This is a genomic window from Pseudomonas sp. PICF141 (genome assembly GCF_002286815.1).
GTDB lineage: Bacteria > Pseudomonadota > Gammaproteobacteria > Pseudomonadales > Pseudomonadaceae > Aquipseudomonas.
This window is the reverse complement of sequence record NZ_MUNM01000020.1, coordinates 1-14706: the sequence shown is the minus strand read 5'-3', so window position 1 is coordinate 14706 and position 14706 is coordinate 1. Positions and strand designations below refer to the sequence as shown.

Sequence of the window (14706 nt, the reverse complement as noted above, 5' to 3'; positions counted from 1 at the left end):
CATGGATATCAAGACAGCCCTGAGCCGTATCGTCGGCCACCTCGACCTCAGTACCGATGAAATGCGCGATGTCATGCGCGAAATCATGACGGGTCAATGCACGGATGCGCAGATCGGTGCGTTCATGATGGCCATGCGCATGAAGAGCGAAAGCATCGATGAGATCGTCGGCGCCGTGACGGCGATGCGCGAGTTGGCGGACAAGGTTGAACTCAACACCCTTGATGGCGTGGTCGATGTGGTCGGCACTGGCGGCGACGGTGCGAACATTTTCAACGTCTCCACCGCTTCCTCGTTCGTGGTCGCGGCGGCCGGCTGCACCGTGGCCAAGCATGGTAACCGTGCGGTGTCGGGCAAAAGCGGCAGCGCCGACCTGCTTGAGGCGGCGGGGATCTACCTGAACCTGACGCCGGTTCAGGTGGCGCGTTGCATCGACAACGTGGGCATCGGTTTCATGTTTGCCCAGACTCACCACAGCGCCATGAAGCACGCCGCCGGCCCGCGCCGCGAGCTGGGCTTGCGCACGCTGTTCAACATGCTCGGCCCGCTTACGAATCCGGCCGGTGTGAAACATCAGGTGGTGGGTGTGTTCAGTCAGGCGTTGTGCCGGCCATTGGCCGAAGTCTTGCAGCGCTTGGGCAGCAAACATGTGCTGGTGGTGCATTCGAAGGATGGCCTGGACGAGTTCAGTCTGGCAGCACCGACTTTTGTGGCTGAATTGAAGAATGACCAGATCACCGAATACTGGGTCGAACCCGAAGATTTGGGGATGAAGAGCCAGAGCCTGCACGGTCTGGCAGTGGAAAGTCCGGCGGCCTCCCTCGAGCTGATCCGCGATGCCTTGGGCAAGCGCAAGACCGAAAACGGTCAGAAAGCCGCCGAGATGATCGTGCTCAATGCCGGTGCCGCGCTGTACGCCGCTGATGTTGCCAGCAGTTTGAAAGAAGGCGTTGCTCTGGCGCACGATGCGCTGCACACAGGCCTCGCTCGGGAAAAGCTTGAGGAATTGGGTGCATTTACCGCGGTATTCAAAGTGGAGAATGAAGGATGAGTGTGCCGACGGTTCTGGAAAATATTCTGGCCCGCAAAGTTCAGGAAGTCGCCGAGCGTAGCGCCCGTGTGAGCCTGGCGGAGCTGGAAAATCTGGCCAAGGCGGCCGATGCACCCCGTGGCTTTGCCAAGGCATTGATCGATCAGGCCAAAACGAAACAGCCGGCGGTCATTGCGGAAATCAAGAAAGCTTCGCCAAGCAAAGGCGTGATTCGCGAGAACTTCGTTCCCGCCGACATCGCCAAAAGTTACGAGAAGGGCGGGGCGACTTGCCTGTCGGTGCTCACCGACATCGATTACTTTCAGGGCGCCGATGCGTATCTGCAACAGGCTCGGGCGGCATGCAAGCTGCCGGTGATCCGCAAGGATTTCATGATCGACCCGTATCAGATCGTCGAGTCCCGTGCTCTGGGGGCCGACTGCGTGCTGCTGATCGTTTCAGCACTGGATGACGTGAAAATGGCCGAGCTGGCGGCGGTGGCCAAAAGCGTCGGTCTCGATGTGCTGGTGGAAGTCCATGACGGCGATGAGCTGGAGCGGGCCTTGAAGACACTCGACACACCACTGGTGGGCGTGAACAACCGCAATCTGCACACGTTCGAAGTCAATCTGGAAACCACCCTCGACCTGTTGCCGCGTATTCCGCGTGATCGTCTGGTGATAACCGAGAGTGGCATTCTTAACCGGGCCGATGTCGAGCTGATGGAAATCAGCGACGTGTATGCGTTCCTGGTCGGCGAAGCGTTCATGCGCGCCGAAAACCCGGGTACCGAACTGCAGCGCCTGTTCTTTCCCGAGCGTGGCGTTCCAGTGAGCGGCTCTACGCTCGACTGACTACAACGCAGACTGAGTCGACGCCATCGCGAGCAGGCTCGCTCCCACAAGAGATCTACTCAAATCAGAGATCCGGTGGCAGCGAGCCTGCTTGCGATGGCGGCATAAGTAGCGCCACAGACTTCATGTCCAACGGAATACCTTATGACCTCACCAATCCCCCTGACCATTGAAGCCGGCCTGCTCGCCGAGCAGGATCTGCTGGCTCATGTGTGCACCGGTGAGTCGGAATTCGGCTTGCTGTTCTGGCAACCCACTGACCGCGCATTGGTCATGCCTCGTCGCTTGAATCGTCTGCCACAATTCGAGGCCGCCTGCGAAGTCTCCGCCGCCGCCGGCTGGCCGGTATTGCTGCGCGAAACCGGCGGTGAGCCCGTACCGCAATCGGCCTCGACCCTCAACATCGCACTGGTTTATGCCCCGCCGCGCAGCGAAGGCGATTTGAACCGTATCGAAACCGGCTACCGTCGGCTGTGCGATCCAATCTGTCAGTTGCTCGATGAGCTGGGTGGCACTTCGTCGTTGGGCGAGATTGAGGGGGCGTTCTGCGACGGCCGTTTCAACGTCAACCTCGATGGCCGAAAGATGGTTGGCACCGCCCAGCGGTGGCGCCAGAGCAAGGGCGGTCAGCGTCCGGTCGGCCTGGTGCACGGGGCGATGTTGATCGATAACGAGCGAGAGTCGATGGTCGCGGCGGTCAATCGCTTCAATGAAGCCTGTGGCCTGGAGGCGCGGGTTCGCGCTGAAAGCCACATCGCCCTGCACGAAAAATTCGCCGCTCCTGATGCGCTGGAACGGCTGGAGATGTTGTACCGACAGTTACTGGCAGAAATGCTCGGGGTTTAAGTTCTCGGTGCTAAAGTTCTCGGAGCTAAAGTTCTTGGAGCTTAAGTACCCAGAGCTTGATTTTCGGGATTAGCGCGTACCGAAGACCACCATGGTCTTGCCTTTGACGTCGACCAGGTTGCGCTCTTCCAGGTCTTTGAGCACGCGGCCGACCATCTCGCGGGAACAACCGACAATCCGGCCGATTTCCTGACGGGTCACTTTGATCTGCATGCCGTCGGGGTGAGTCATGGCATCGGGCTGTTTGCACAGTTCCAGCAGACAGCGTGCAACGCGACCGGTCACGTCGAAGAAGGCCAGGTCACCGACCTTGCGCGTGGTATTGCGCAGGCGCTGTGCGATTTGTCCGCTGAGCACGTAAAGAATGTCTGGATCCTGTTGGGACAGCTCGCGGAATTTCGCGTAGCTGATTTCCGCCACTTCACATTCGACCTTGGCGCGTACCCAGGCGCTGCGCTCCTGTTCCAGGCCCGCTTGCTCAAACAGACCCAACTCGCCAAAAAAGTCCCCACAGTTGAGGTAGGCGATGATCATTTCACGGCCGTCGTCATCCTCAATCAGTATGGTGACCGAACCTTTGATGATGAAAAACAGCGTGTCCGAACGGTCACCGGCACAAATGATATTGCTCTTGGCGGCATAGCGACGGCGTTGGCAGTGCATCAACAGTTTGTCGAGGTTCTTGATTTTGGGTGTGGGAGTAATGGCAACCATGGTTGTATCCCGAAAAGACTGCACGGTGTGTTTGTTCTTTTGTAGGCGCTGGCCAGGCCTGCGATCCTTTCGGGATTCGCCACAAAGCTGGCAATGCGCCATTGAATTGGCGTCAGCTTAACAGACGTATTCCTTCAAGATTCGAGAATTTGCCTACGACGCATATGGTTATGTCCCAGGAAGGCGAAGCGCTGCCAATCAAAGACCCTGTGCTAAGCTGGCGACCCTTTTTTAGACAGTGGAGTCTTGGCGATGAAGGCACGCATCCAATGGGCTGGCGAAGCCATGTTCCTCGGCGAATCCGGCAGCGGTCATGTCGTGGTCATGGACGGTCCGCCCGATGCCGGCGGTCGTAACCTGGGTGTCCGGCCGATGGAAATGCTCCTGCTGGGTGTTGGCGGCTGCAGCAATTTTGATGTGGTCAGCATTCTCAAGAAGTCCCGTCAGGCCGTCGAAAGCTGCGAAGCCTTCCTCGAAGCCGAGCGTGCGACCGAGGATCCGAAGGTTTTCACCAAGATTCACATGCACTTCGTGGTCAAGGGCCGCGGGCTGAAAGAAGCCCAGGTCAAGCGCGCCATCGAGTTGTCGGCCGAAAAGTATTGCTCGGCCTCGATCATGCTTGGCGCAGCTGGCGTGGCGATTACCCATGACTATGAAATCATCGAGCTTGGTTGAATCGACGTGCAGACGCAGGTGAGGCAGATTTTCTACGCGCGCAACATGCCGAACCAAGAGTTCCGAGTACAAAAAAAGGCGACTACCTCGAGGTAGTCGCCTTTTTTGTTGCGAAACGCGGTTCCTGTGGGAGCGGGCTTGCCCGCGATTGGACGTCGCGGGCGCTGCAATACTTAGATCCGATACGTACTCTTGGTCATTACCTTGGCCAACAGACTCATGCCGAATTTCACCGGTGCCGGAAAACGAAATCCGCCGGCATCCAGCGCACTTTCAGCATGATGCTCTTCATCGATACGCATCTGCTCCAGAATCGCCCGGGATTTTTCATCCTCGGCCGGCAGTTGCTCAAGGTGTTCATTCAGGTGTTTGCAGACCTGGTGCTCGGTGGCAGCAACGAAACCCAGGCTGACCTTGTCGCTGATCAACCCGGCGACCGCGCCAATCCCGAACGACATGCCGTAGAACAGCGGATTGAGGATGCTGGTATGGCTGCCCAACTGATGAATGCGTTGTTCGCACCACACCAGATGATCGATTTCTTCTTCGGCGGCATGCTCCATGGCGGCGCGCACTTTCGGCAGCTTGGCGGTCAGGGCCTGGCCTTGATACAGCGCCTGGGCACAGACTTCGCCGGTATGGTTGATGCGCATCAACCCGGCGACGTGTCGGGTGTCCTCGTCGCTCATTTGCGCATCCGGCTGCACGATGGCAGGCGACGGACGGTAAGGCTGACCACTGAAGGGCAGCAAAGTCCGCATCGCGGCATCGGCTTGCAGTAGAAGACGGTCAATCGGCGAGTAGTGACGTTGGGTAGTCATGCTGACCTCCGGGAAGAATCTCGGCGGCCAGTTTAACTCAATCGGCCGGGGGAGGGTTTGCGTTGGGTCATTTCCACTGGTGTCACCACCAAGCCTTCCTTGTAGGAGCCTTCCTTGTAGGAGCGAGGCTTGCCCGCGAAGCTTTTGGCGCACTTGAGGACGCCTTCGCGGGCAAGCCTCGCGCCTACAGGGGAGATTGATGAATCAGCCCGGCGGCCAGTGCATCTGGCGCTGACCGAGCACGTGCATATGAATGTGATAGACAGTCTGGCCGCCTAATTCATTGCAATTCATGACTACCCGGAAACCTTCTTCACAGCCCAGTTCCTTGGCCAGACGCTGGGCCGTGAACAGAATATGCCCGGCCAAAGCCTTGTCGTCCTCGGTGAGGTCGTTAAGGGTGCGCACCGGTTTCTTCGGGACTACCAGAAAGTGTACGGGAGCCTGTGGCGCGATGTCGTGGAAGGCCAGTACCTGGTCGTCCTCATAAATGATCTTCGCCGGGATTTCCCGGTTGATGATCTTGGTGAACAGAGTATCCACAGCTGTTTTCTCCGTTGTTTGGGCTGGGCTGAGTGTAACCATGGGTCAGGCCAGAGCCCAGTCTTTTGCCTTGAGGATTTGATCAGCGCGGACAATGGGCTTTGTTGACCATGCCCGCGATTGTCCGGGTCAGCCAGCGTGAGCCGAGCCGCGGCAGCAATGCGGACCAGCGATTCAGGCGACCGGGGATAATAATGGCGCGATTTTTCGCCAGCGCGCGCACGGTATAGAGCGCGACTTCTTCCGGGCTCATCAGCAAATTGCTCTCGACCAGTTTGTCGGTGTTCAGTTGCGCGGTGCGGAAAAACGCCGTGCGGGTCGGGCCAGGGCAGAGTACCGACACCTTGACCGCGCATTTCTTCAGCTCGACGCGTAAACCTTCGGAAAAATGCAGCACGTAAGCTTTGCTGGCGTAATAAGTGCTCATCCAGGGACCGGGATGAAACGCCGCGACCGACGCGACGTTCAGTATCTGTCCACCGCCCTGCAAGGCCATGCTGTTGCCAATGGCATGGCACAAGCGTGTGAGGGCCAGAATATTCACTTCGATCAAGTCCTGCTCGGTCATCCAGTCCTGGGCCAGGAATGGACCGCAGGTACCGATGCCGGCACAGTTGACCAGCAAATCTATCTGCCGGTCGCCTTCTTCCAGCTCCAGCAAAAAACCGGACAGCCTCAGCGGCTCGCCCAGGTCACAGGCACGAAACAGCACCTCCACACCAAAACGTTGAGTCAGTTCAATCGCAATGCTTTCAAGCTGATCACGCTGTCGGGCCACCAGAATCAGGTGGCGGCCGCGCCGGGCCAGCGCTTCGGCCATCGCCAGGCCGATGCCGCTGGAAGCGCCAGTGATCAGAGCGTAACGGGTCATGCAGTTCTCCATCGCAACAGCTCCGCGCCGGCGACGCAGGTGTCACGGGCGGGGAGCGCTGTTCATTCTGTCGCAGAGTCTACAGCGGGCTCGGCTGCTTCGGCTGCATCATCGGATGAATTTGGTGCTGGTTCGGCCTCATCGGCCGGCGCTACGTCAACTTCGTCGGTGATCACCGCGCTGCTTTGATAGGTGCTGTCGGTGGCGCTTTCGTACTCATCCTTGATCGCGGTGAGGCCTCCAGTCAGCCCGCCCACAAACATGATTGCGATAAACACCAGCCACAGCGAAGCCAGCACCCGGACCGCATTGCTGTTGGGCGGCGGCGGTGCGCCATATCGGTTGGCCGTGTTGTTACCCGGCACGATCATTATGACAAACGGAAAAACGCTGCCCACGATCGGTACAAGATTCAGCAGCCAGAGCCAGCCGGACCAGCCGATATCATGCAGGCGCTGCACACTGAACTGGATGCTGATGAAGGCGAGCACTACGACCAGGATAACGGCCAGCAGGCCCGCGAGAATCAAGCCAGCAGTGGAGTCCGTGCTGATGAGTGCGAAGCCGAACACAGCCAGGACGGCGCCAATGCCAAGCGTTACCAGCGTAAGGGCCATCGTCCAGGCCAGAAAGCGCAAGCGGCCGATACGGCCAACGAAACTGAAGGCCTTGAGCGTAGAAAACTCCGGCATTTTTTCGCCGACAGAGGCGCGAGGCGGTGCATAGGGAGAGTCGGGATCTGCCGTGACAGGCTGATCGTTGGCCGGAGCGTGTTCGTGAACGTCGGACAGGTTCAGCTCGATCGAGGGTTCTGCCTCGATTCGGGCATCGATGCCGGTTTTCGTCAGCGCCTGTAGGTAAACCTGCGCATCGGCCTGTGACAGGTCGCGCTTGAGCGCAACCTTCTGGCCACTGAACAGGCGCTCGATGGCCGCCACGTCGCTTTTGAACAGCTCGGCGAGATTGAGCTTCGCGGTGGTGACGTCAACACCTGGCAGCAGAGCGCCTTCGAAGACGATCTTGAAACGGTTTTCGCTCATGGCCGAGGCATCCTTGTCGCGAGAGTTTGTAATAGACGGTGTTACAACTATGAGTGTAAGGCCCGCCTGTCAGCGCGGCCAGCGCTTGGACAACGCCGCCGCCAGCTCCAGCGCCTTGCGATATTCGGCATCAAGACGCGCGACCAGTTGATCGACACTTGGCAGGTCCTCGATTTCTCCGACGCCTTGGCCTGCGGACCATACGGTTTTCCAGGCTTTGGCCTCATCGTTCAATGGCTTGAGCTTGGAACCGAAGTCCACCTCGCCCTTGCCTTGCAGAGCGGCCATGTCGAAACCGGCGGCCTCAAGGCTCCGTCGCATGAAACTCGCCGGTACTCCCGACACCGCTGGAGTATGGACGATGTCTGCGGCCCTGGAAGTCAGGAGCATCTCCTTGTACGCGTCAGGCGCATGACTTTCCGTGGTGCCGATAAATCGCGTACCGAAGTAGGCCAAATCCGCACCGAGCAACTGCGCGGCAAGAATTTCATGACCATGATTCAGGCAGCCGGCCAGCAGTAAGGTCTTGTCGAAAAACTGGCGAATCTCGGCGATCAGCGAAAACGGGCTCCAGGTCCCGGCGTGACCGCCGGCGCCCGCAGCCACGGCGATCAAGCCGTCCACACCGGCTTCGGCAGCTTTTTCCGCATGGCGGCGCGTCGTTACATCGTGAAACACCAGGCCACCATAGCTGTGCACCGCATCCACCAGTTCTTTCACGGCACCGAGGCTGGTGATCACGATCGGTACTTTGTGTTCGATGCAGATCGCCAGATCCGCCTGTAATCGCGGATTGCTGTTGTGAACGATCAGATTCACTGCATAAGGTGCGGGGTTTTCCAGTATCGCCAGTCCTGCTTCGATGTCTTCCAGCCAGGCCTTGAAACCGCTGCTTTCACGCTGATTCAGCGCAGGAAAGCTGCCCACCACCCCATTGCGGCAGCAGGCGAGCACCAGCTCAGGATTTGAAATCAGGAACATCGGTGCTGCCACCACAGGCAAACGCAAACGGTGTTCGAGCAAAGCGGGCAGCGACATTGGATGTACCCCGGATGATTGATGCTTGTGGGATTAAAACGGCCGAACGACGACCAGAATTACGATAGCCAGCAATATCAGAACCGGCACTTCATTGAACCAGCGATAAAAGACATGGCTGCGGGTGTTTTCGCCACGGGCAAAACGTTTTACCTGTGCGCCGCACATGTGGTGATAGCCGATAAGGATCACCACCAGGGTCAATTTGGCATGCATCCATGCACCTTGGGTGAAATAGGCGCTCGGGTTGAGGCTGATCAGCCAGATGCCGAATGCCAGCGTGGCAATCATCGCCGGTCCCATGATGCCCCGGTATAGCTTGCGCTCCATGATGCTGAAGCGTTCCTTGCTGACGGTGTCTTCGCTTTGAGCGTGATAGACAAACAGGCGCGGCAGGTAAAACAGGCCGGCAAACCAGCAAACCATGCTGACGATATGAAGCGCTTTGAGCCACAGATAAAGCATTTTTGGTTATTCCCAGGTTCACGGTAGCGCGAATAGTAGAGGCTTGAGCCGCCGCACGTCACCTTGACGGTTGTCGCAGGGCCGCGTCGCCCCTATTATCGACGGCTTTCCAGTGGGTTCGTTGAGGGCAGGTTTATGGTCAAGGTCGGTATCGTCGGCGGCACGGGTTACACCGGTGTCGAACTGCTGCGTCTGTTGGCACAGCATCCGCAAGCTGAAGTGGTAGTGATCACTTCCCGATCCGAGGCCGGCCTGGCCGTGGCCGACATGTACCCGAATCTGCGAGGCCATTACGACGGCCTGGCTTTCAGCGTTCCGGACATCAAGACCCTCGGGGCCTGCGATGTGGTGTTCTTCGCCACGCCGCACGGTGTCGCCCATGCCTTGGCGGGTGAGTTGCTGGCGGCCGGGACCAAGGTCATCGACCTGTCGGCAGACTTCCGCCTGCAAGACGCCGATGAGTGGGCCAAATGGTACGGCCAACCGCACGGCGCGCCGGAATTGTTGGAGGAGGCGGTCTACGGTTTGCCGGAAGTCAATCGTGAGCAAATCAGGCAAGCGCGTCTGATTGCTGTACCGGGTTGCTATCCGACGGCCACGCAATTGGGTTTTCTGCCACTGCTTGAAGCCGGTCTGGCCGATACCACGCGTTTGATTGCAGATTGCAAATCCGGCGTCAGTGGTGCCGGTCGTGGCGCTTCTGTAGGTTCGCTGTACGCCGAGACGTCGGAAAGCATGAAGGCTTACGCCGTCAAAGGGCACCGTCACTTGCCGGAAATCCGCCAGGGCTTGCGTCGTGCGGCGGGCAAGGATGTGGGGCTGACCTTCGTTCCACACTTGACGCCAATGATTCGTGGCATTCACTCGACGCTCTACGCAACTGTTGTCGATCGCTCGGTGGATCTACAAGCGTTGTTTGAAAAACGCTATGCCAACGAACCGTTCGTCGATGTGATGCCTGCCGGCAGCCACCCGGAAACCCGCAGCGTGCGCGGGGCCAACGTTTGCCGTATCGCCGTGCATCGTCCGCAGGATGGTGATCTGGTGGTGGTCTTGTCGGTAATCGATAACCTGGTCAAAGGCGCGTCGGGTCAGGCGGTGCAGAACCTGAATATCCTGTTCGGTTTGGATGAGCGTTTGGGTCTTTCCCATGCGGGCATGCTGCCGTAAGACGCTATCCTGCTTAGCAAAAAGGCCCTTCGAACGGGCCTTTTTGCATGTTGGTCTGACAATTGGGTTGATTGATATACCGTAACAATAGTTGACCGATTTTCTGGGAGAAGCGGATAATGCGCGTCATCACGCATTATGGCGGCGTAACGCCGGGAGATAGTCAGCATGAGCGTCGAATCCTTCACCCCCACGGCTTTGCAATTTACCCACGGTGCCGCGCACAAGGTGAAGAGCCTGGTCGATGAAGAGGGGAATGATCGCTTGAAGCTGCGCGTATTCGTTACGGGCGGCGGTTGTTCAGGGTTTCAATACGGCTTTACCTTCGATGAAGAAGTGGCCGAAGACGACACCATCGTCGAGCGCGAAGGCGTCAGTCTGGTGGTCGATCCGATGAGCTTCCAGTACCTGGCAGGTGCCGAAGTGGATTACCAGGAAGGTCTGGAAGGTTCGCGTTTCGTGATCAAGAACCCGAACGCTACCACCACCTGTGGCTGCGGCTCTTCGTTCTCGATCTGATCGCACCCTCAGCATTGCCAGGCGCCGCAAAGTCTCAGGACTTTGCGGCGTTTTGCTGTCTGGGGTTCAGGCTCAGGCGGGGTAGATGGCGCCGAGTACGCGCAGGCCGCGGGCACCGGTGACGCTCGGGCGGTTGGCCGCGATACCTTCCAGGCAGCAATGGGCCAGCCAGGCGAAGGCCATGGCCTCGACCCAGTCCGGGTCTATGCCATACGCAGCGGTACTGCTGACTTTCGCGTTCGGCAACAGACTGGCCAGGCGCTTCATCAGCGCGGCGTTGTGCGCGCCGCCACCACAAACCAGCAGCTCCCGGGTATCCGATTGGGCGCTTTGCAATGACTCGACAATGGTCAGCGCAGTTAGCTCGAGCAACGTGGCCTGTACGTCTTCGGCAGCGAAGACCGGTAGCTGCGACAAATGCTGCATCAGCCATGGCAGATTGAACACTTCGCGGCCGGTGCTCTTCGGGCCCTGGGTCACAAAGAATGGATCACTGAGCAGCTCGTTCAACAGGACCGGTTGGACCTTGCCGCTGGCGGCCCATTGACCGTCACGATCAAAGTTGTCGCCCCGTTTTTGGTGAATCCAGGCATCCAGCAAGACATTCCCGGGGCCGCAGTCGAACCCGGCAACAGGCTTGCCGGGTTCGATCAGGCTGAGGTTGCTGAACCCGCCGACGTTCAAAACCGCGCGGTTGCCAGGCCGTTCTTCAAACAGGGCTTCGTGAAAGGCTGGGACCAATGGTGCACCTTGCCCGCCTGCGGCTACATCGCGGCTGCGGAAATCGCTGACCACGGTGATGCCGGTCAGCTCGGCAAGCAAGGCAGGGTTGCCGATTTGCACCGTGAACCCGCGCGCCGGCTCGTGGCGAATGGTCTGGCCATGGCTGCCAATCGCGCGAATGTCATCGGGCTTCAGGTTTTGTTGTTCGAGAAGGGTGTGAATGCCCTGCGCGGCCAGTTTCACCCAGTTCTGCTGGGCAATGGCGGAGCGGGCAATTTCGTCCGGGCCGCTGGCGCACAAGCCAAGCAGCTCGGTGCGCAGGGAAACGGGCATAGGGATGTAATGGGTGGCGATCAGCTTGATCGCCGGGGTTTGCTCGATCAGCGCAATGTCCAGGCCATCAAGGCTGGTCCCGGACATCACCCCTATATAGAGCGCCATGGCTTAGCGTTTACTCGAAGCCAGTTGGGTGGCTTTCTCTTGATTCATGCGCGCCATCAACGGTTGGCTTTGCGCGAGGAAGCGTGAGCGCTCAGCTTTGGAGATCGGATCGGCCATCGCTACCTTCTGCCCCAGCGGATCGACGTGCACGCCATTGACCTGGAACTCATAGTGCAGGTGCGGGCCGGTGGAGAGGCCGGTGGTGCCGATGTAGCCGATCACTTGGCCTTGCTTGACGCTGCCGCCAGTCTTGACGCCTTTGGCGAAGCCCTGCATATGGCCGTATAGCGTGCGGTAGGTATTGCCGTGCTGGATGATCACGGTGTTGCCGTAACCGCCGCGACGACCTGCCAACAGTACTTTACCGTCACCAGCAGCCTTGATCGGCGTGCCGCGTGGTGCCGCGTAATCGACACCCTTGTGGGCACGGATCTTGTTCAGGATCGGGTGCTTGCGGCCCATGGAGAATTTCGAGCTGATGCGGGCGAAGTCTACCGGGGTGCGGATAAACGCCTTGCGCATGCTGTTGCCGTCAGCGGTGTAGTAGCTGCTGTTGCCTTGTTTGTTGGTGTAGCGCACCGCCGTGTACGTCTTGCCGCGGTTGGTGAAGCGTGCGGAGAGGATCGGGCCGTTGCCGACAGCTTTGCCGTTGACGACCTTTTGTTCGTAGATCACATCAAACTCGTCACCTTGGCGAATATCCTGGGCGAAGTCGACGTCATAGCCAAACACGCTGGCCATATCCATGGTCAGGCTGTGGGATAAGCCTGCCCTGGCGGCAGATTGCGACAGCGAGCTGTTGATCACGCCATGAACATAGGCAGAGCGAACGGTAGGCTTGGCGGTAATGCGATTGAACGTATAACCCTTGTCATTCTTGGTCAGGCTGATGCTTTCCGTGTCGCTGACTTTGCTGTGCAAATTGGTCAACTGGCCATCAGGGCTCAGTTCGAACTCAAGTTTCTGGCCACGTTTTAGCTGGCTGAACTGCTTGGCCTGCTTGTCGCTGGCCAGCACTTCATTCACTGAAGTGGCCGGAAGGCCGACCTTCTCGAACAAAGTCGAAAGTGTGTCGCCTTTGCTGACAATCACTTCCTTATGGCTTGGCGCCTTCTTTTCTTCGACGACTGGCGCGGGAGCAGAGGCGGGGATGGGGGCGGCCTGGGCGGTTTCCTGAGTGCTTTCGGCGCTGTTTTCGATTTGCGCGAAGGGAGAGGCTGTCAGCTCATTTGTGGCTTGGACGGCGTCTGCGGCGTCTTGATCTTGTGTCAGTTGTTCTGCAGGGCTTTCCAGTTCAAGACTCAGGGTCGTCTTTTTGGCTTCAACATCACTGGAAGGGAATACCAGAAGCGCCAGGCTAAGAAGGGCGGCGATGCCACTTGCGGCGAGCAGGTGGGTCTTCGGGTAAAGCGGCGGCGCTTTAGACGGTTCTGTGGTCATAGGTAATTTTTGACTTTGAAAAGATGAATTGGAAAAGATGAATGACATGATGAAGACGAAATAACTGTATAAAATATAACCAAATCATCCCTTAAGCAAGTCTGCGAACGCTCTGGCCGTGGATTGGTGTCCGCGCGCCGGCCAAAACTTGTATTTGGTGCGCGATCTTGTATGGTTGTTCCCCTTTGAATCTGAGCCTTGCGGGTCTGTTATGAAGTCGGTTGAAGAGCAGCTAGCGCTGATCAAACGTGGTGCAGAAGAACTGTTGGTCGAGTCCGAGCTGATCGAGAAACTCAAGCGTGGCCAGCCATTGCGTATTAAGGCAGGCTTCGATCCGACCGCGCCGGATCTGCACTTGGGTCACACCGTGCTTATTAATAAGCTGCGCCAATTCCAGGATCTGGGGCACCAGGTGATCTTCCTTATAGGTGACTTCACCGGGATGATCGGTGATCCAAGCGGCAAGAGCGCCACACGCCCTCCGCTCACCCGTGAGCAGGTTCTCGAGAATGCCGAGACCTACAAGACTCAAGTGTTCAAGATTCTTGATCCGGCCAAAACTGAAGTGGCGTTCAACTCCACTTGGATGGATCAGATGGGGCCAGCTGACTTCATTCGTCTGACATCGCAATACACCGTGGCTCGCATGCTTGAGCGCGACGATTTTGACAAGCGTTACACGGCCAATCAGCCCATCGCCATTCATGAGTTCCTCTATCCGCTGGTTCAGGGTTATGACTCGGTCGCGTTGCGTGCGGATGTCGAGCTGGGAGGCACCGATCAGAAGTTCAATCTGCTGATGGGGCGCGAGCTGCAGCGTGGTTATGGCCAGGAGGCCCAATGCATTCTGACCATGCCGCTGCTTGAAGGTCTGGATGGCGTGAAGAAAATGTCCAAGTCGTTGGGCAACTACGTCGGTATCCAGGAAGCGCCGGGTGTCATGTACGGCAAGCTGGTCTCCATTCCGGATGCGTTGATGTGGCGTTACTTCGAATTGCTCAGCTTCCGCTCCATGGAAGAGATCAATGCTTTGCGGGCTGACGTCGAGGCGGGTGCGAACCCACGTGACATCAAGATCAAGCTGGCCGAAGAGATTGTTGCTCGCTTCCATGGCGAAGAGGCTGCGGCCAATGCTCATCGTGCGGCGGGCAACCGTATGAAGGAGGGTGAGTTGCCGGATGATCTGCCAGAGATCGAACTGACTGCTGCTGAGGATATGCCGATTGCTGCTGTCCTTAATAAGGCAGGTCTGGTGAAGAACTCTGCTGTGGCGCGCGATCTTCTGGGGGCTGGTGGTGTGCGTATAGATGGTGAGGTGGTCGATCGCACCTTTATATACGTACTGGGCGCAACCCATGTTTGTCAGGCCGGGAAGAAGGCATTTGCGCGTATTACGCTCAAATCCGAATAAAGCTGAAATCAGGGGTTGACGGCAGATTTTGAAGGCCTATAATTCGCCCCACTTCCGGCGCAGTCGAAACGGAAAACTCCTTGGTAAACAATGAGTTACGCGGTT

Annotated in this window: 16 protein-coding genes; 7 read left to right on the top strand and 9 right to left on the bottom strand. The window is 58.1% G+C overall.

Translation table 11 applies throughout. The features are described 5' to 3' along the window. Position 1: 1 nt before the first annotated feature. The 3 genes from trpD (at position 2) to BZL43_RS02340 (ending at position 2730) form a co-directional block, all read left to right on the top strand. Complete coding sequence (gene trpD / locus BZL43_RS02350) at positions 2-1051, top strand: anthranilate phosphoribosyltransferase (protein ID WP_095630814.1); 1050 nt, start codon at positions 2-4, stop codon at positions 1049-1051. Beyond that, positions 1048-1884, top strand: a complete 837-nt coding sequence (gene trpC / locus BZL43_RS02345; protein WP_095630813.1) for an indole-3-glycerol phosphate synthase TrpC — start codon at positions 1048-1050, stop codon at positions 1882-1884. Before trpD ends, trpC begins: the two co-directional genes overlap by 4 nt. 144 nt (positions 1885-2028) lie before the next feature. Beyond that, on the top strand, positions 2029-2730 hold the full coding sequence (locus BZL43_RS02340; RefSeq protein ID WP_095630812.1) for a lipoate--protein ligase family protein: 702 nt from the start codon (positions 2029-2031) through the stop codon (positions 2728-2730). Positions 2731-2799: 69 nt separating this feature from the next. Here BZL43_RS02340 and crp read toward each other — a convergent pair whose 3' ends face one another. Then, a complete protein-coding gene (crp, locus tag BZL43_RS02335; RefSeq protein ID WP_095630811.1) occupies positions 2800-3444 on the bottom strand; it encodes a cAMP-activated global transcriptional regulator CRP in 645 nt (214 codons plus the stop codon). 252 nt (positions 3445-3696) lie between these two features. Between crp and BZL43_RS02330 the strand changes: the two genes are divergently transcribed. Further along, positions 3697-4119 carry an OsmC family protein gene (locus tag BZL43_RS02330; RefSeq protein WP_007941657.1) on the top strand — a complete coding sequence of 141 codons (423 nt, stop codon included), beginning with the start codon at positions 3697-3699 and terminating at the stop codon, positions 4117-4119. A 173-nt stretch (positions 4120-4292) separates the two neighbouring features. Here BZL43_RS02330 and coq7 read toward each other — a convergent pair whose 3' ends face one another. The 6 genes from coq7 to hemJ all read right to left on the bottom strand — a co-directional run bounded on the left by coq7 (position 4293) and on the right by hemJ (position 8897). Then, the gene (gene coq7, locus BZL43_RS02325; protein WP_008008345.1) at positions 4293-4940 is read right to left on the bottom strand and encodes a 2-polyprenyl-3-methyl-6-methoxy-1,4-benzoquinone monooxygenase; all 648 of its coding nucleotides are present in this window, start codon (positions 4938-4940) and stop codon (positions 4293-4295) included. 204 nt (positions 4941-5144) lie between these two features. Further along, a complete protein-coding gene (locus BZL43_RS02320; RefSeq protein ID WP_095630810.1) occupies positions 5145-5483 on the bottom strand; it encodes a histidine triad nucleotide-binding protein in 339 nt (112 codons plus the stop codon). 82 nt (positions 5484-5565) lie between these two features. After that, positions 5566-6354 carry an SDR family oxidoreductase gene (locus BZL43_RS02315; protein ID WP_095630809.1) on the bottom strand — a complete coding sequence of 263 codons (789 nt, stop codon included), beginning with the start codon at positions 6352-6354 and terminating at the stop codon, positions 5566-5568. A 62-nt stretch (positions 6355-6416) separates the two neighbouring features. Then, complete coding sequence (locus tag BZL43_RS02310; RefSeq protein ID WP_095630808.1) at positions 6417-7394, bottom strand: DUF805 domain-containing protein; 978 nt, start codon at positions 7392-7394, stop codon at positions 6417-6419. 69 nt (positions 7395-7463) lie between these two features. Beyond that, positions 7464-8432 (bottom strand): nitronate monooxygenase family protein, encoded by a 969-nt coding sequence (locus tag BZL43_RS02305; protein WP_095630807.1) that lies wholly within the window; start codon positions 8430-8432, stop codon positions 7464-7466. A 33-nt stretch (positions 8433-8465) separates the two neighbouring features. After that, positions 8466-8897, bottom strand: coding sequence for a protoporphyrinogen oxidase HemJ (hemJ, locus tag BZL43_RS02300; protein WP_095630806.1), 432 nt, complete (start codon positions 8895-8897; stop codon positions 8466-8468). Between the two features lie 135 nt (positions 8898-9032). On the opposite strand from hemJ, the gene argC reads away from it, so the two are divergent. Both argC and erpA read left to right on the top strand, forming a co-directional pair. Beyond that, positions 9033-10067: an N-acetyl-gamma-glutamyl-phosphate reductase gene (argC, locus tag BZL43_RS02295; RefSeq protein ID WP_095630805.1), complete on the top strand. Its 1035-nt coding sequence runs from the start codon at positions 9033-9035 to the stop codon at positions 10065-10067. Between the two features lie 168 nt (positions 10068-10235). Further along, positions 10236-10586: an iron-sulfur cluster insertion protein ErpA gene (gene erpA, locus BZL43_RS02290; RefSeq protein ID WP_060541601.1), complete on the top strand. Its 351-nt coding sequence runs from the start codon at positions 10236-10238 to the stop codon at positions 10584-10586. Positions 10587-10658: 72 nt separating this feature from the next. On the opposite strand, the gene BZL43_RS02285 is transcribed toward erpA, so the two are convergent. Continuing rightward, entirely contained in the window at positions 10659-11750 is a 1092-nt protein-coding gene (locus tag BZL43_RS02285) for an anhydro-N-acetylmuramic acid kinase (RefSeq protein ID WP_095630804.1), read from the bottom strand. A gap of 3 nt (positions 11751-11753) precedes the next feature. Beyond that, entirely contained in the window at positions 11754-13190 is a 1437-nt protein-coding gene (locus tag BZL43_RS02280) for a peptidoglycan DD-metalloendopeptidase family protein (RefSeq protein ID WP_095630803.1), read from the bottom strand. A 211-nt stretch (positions 13191-13401) separates the two neighbouring features. Here BZL43_RS02280 and tyrS point away from each other — a divergent pair, with 211 nt between their 5' ends. Next, the gene (gene tyrS, locus BZL43_RS02275) at positions 13402-14601 is read left to right on the top strand and encodes a tyrosine--tRNA ligase (RefSeq protein WP_095630802.1); all 1200 of its coding nucleotides are present in this window, start codon (positions 13402-13404) and stop codon (positions 14599-14601) included. The last annotated feature ends 105 nt before the right edge of the window (positions 14602-14706 follow it).

Excerpts from the sequence above, each read along its gene's own strand:
- coq7 (WP_008008345.1), bottom strand. The coding sequence starts at position 4,940 with ATGACTACCCAACGTCACTACTCGCCGATTGACCGTCTTCTACTGCAA.
- BZL43_RS02315 (WP_095630809.1), bottom strand. The coding sequence starts at position 6,354 with ATGACCCGTTACGCTCTGATCACTGGCGCTTCCAGCGGCATCGGCCTG.
- tyrS (WP_095630802.1), top strand. The coding sequence starts at position 13,402 with ATGAAGTCGGTTGAAGAGCAGCTAGCGCTGATCAAACGTGGTGCAGAA.
- BZL43_RS02305 (WP_095630807.1), bottom strand. The coding sequence starts at position 8,432 with ATGTCGCTGCCCGCTTTGCTCGAACACCGTTTGCGTTTGCCTGTGGTG.
- BZL43_RS02340 (WP_095630812.1), top strand. The coding sequence starts at position 2,029 with ATGACCTCACCAATCCCCCTGACCATTGAAGCCGGCCTGCTCGCCGAG.
- argC (WP_095630805.1), top strand. The coding sequence starts at position 9,033 with ATGGTCAAGGTCGGTATCGTCGGCGGCACGGGTTACACCGGTGTCGAA.
- trpD (WP_095630814.1), top strand. The coding sequence starts at position 2 with ATGGATATCAAGACAGCCCTGAGCCGTATCGTCGGCCACCTCGACCTC.
- BZL43_RS02310 (WP_095630808.1), bottom strand. The coding sequence starts at position 7,394 with ATGAGCGAAAACCGTTTCAAGATCGTCTTCGAAGGCGCTCTGCTGCCA.
- hemJ (WP_095630806.1), bottom strand. The coding sequence starts at position 8,897 with ATGCTTTATCTGTGGCTCAAAGCGCTTCATATCGTCAGCATGGTTTGC.
- crp (WP_095630811.1), bottom strand. The coding sequence starts at position 3,444 with ATGGTTGCCATTACTCCCACACCCAAAATCAAGAACCTCGACAAACTG.
- erpA (WP_060541601.1), top strand. The coding sequence starts at position 10,236 with ATGAGCGTCGAATCCTTCACCCCCACGGCTTTGCAATTTACCCACGGT.
- BZL43_RS02285 (WP_095630804.1), bottom strand. The coding sequence starts at position 11,750 with ATGGCGCTCTATATAGGGGTGATGTCCGGGACCAGCCTTGATGGCCTG.
- BZL43_RS02280 (WP_095630803.1), bottom strand. The coding sequence starts at position 13,190 with ATGACCACAGAACCGTCTAAAGCGCCGCCGCTTTACCCGAAGACCCAC.
- trpC (WP_095630813.1), top strand. The coding sequence starts at position 1,048 with ATGAGTGTGCCGACGGTTCTGGAAAATATTCTGGCCCGCAAAGTTCAG.
- BZL43_RS02330 (WP_007941657.1), top strand. The coding sequence starts at position 3,697 with ATGAAGGCACGCATCCAATGGGCTGGCGAAGCCATGTTCCTCGGCGAA.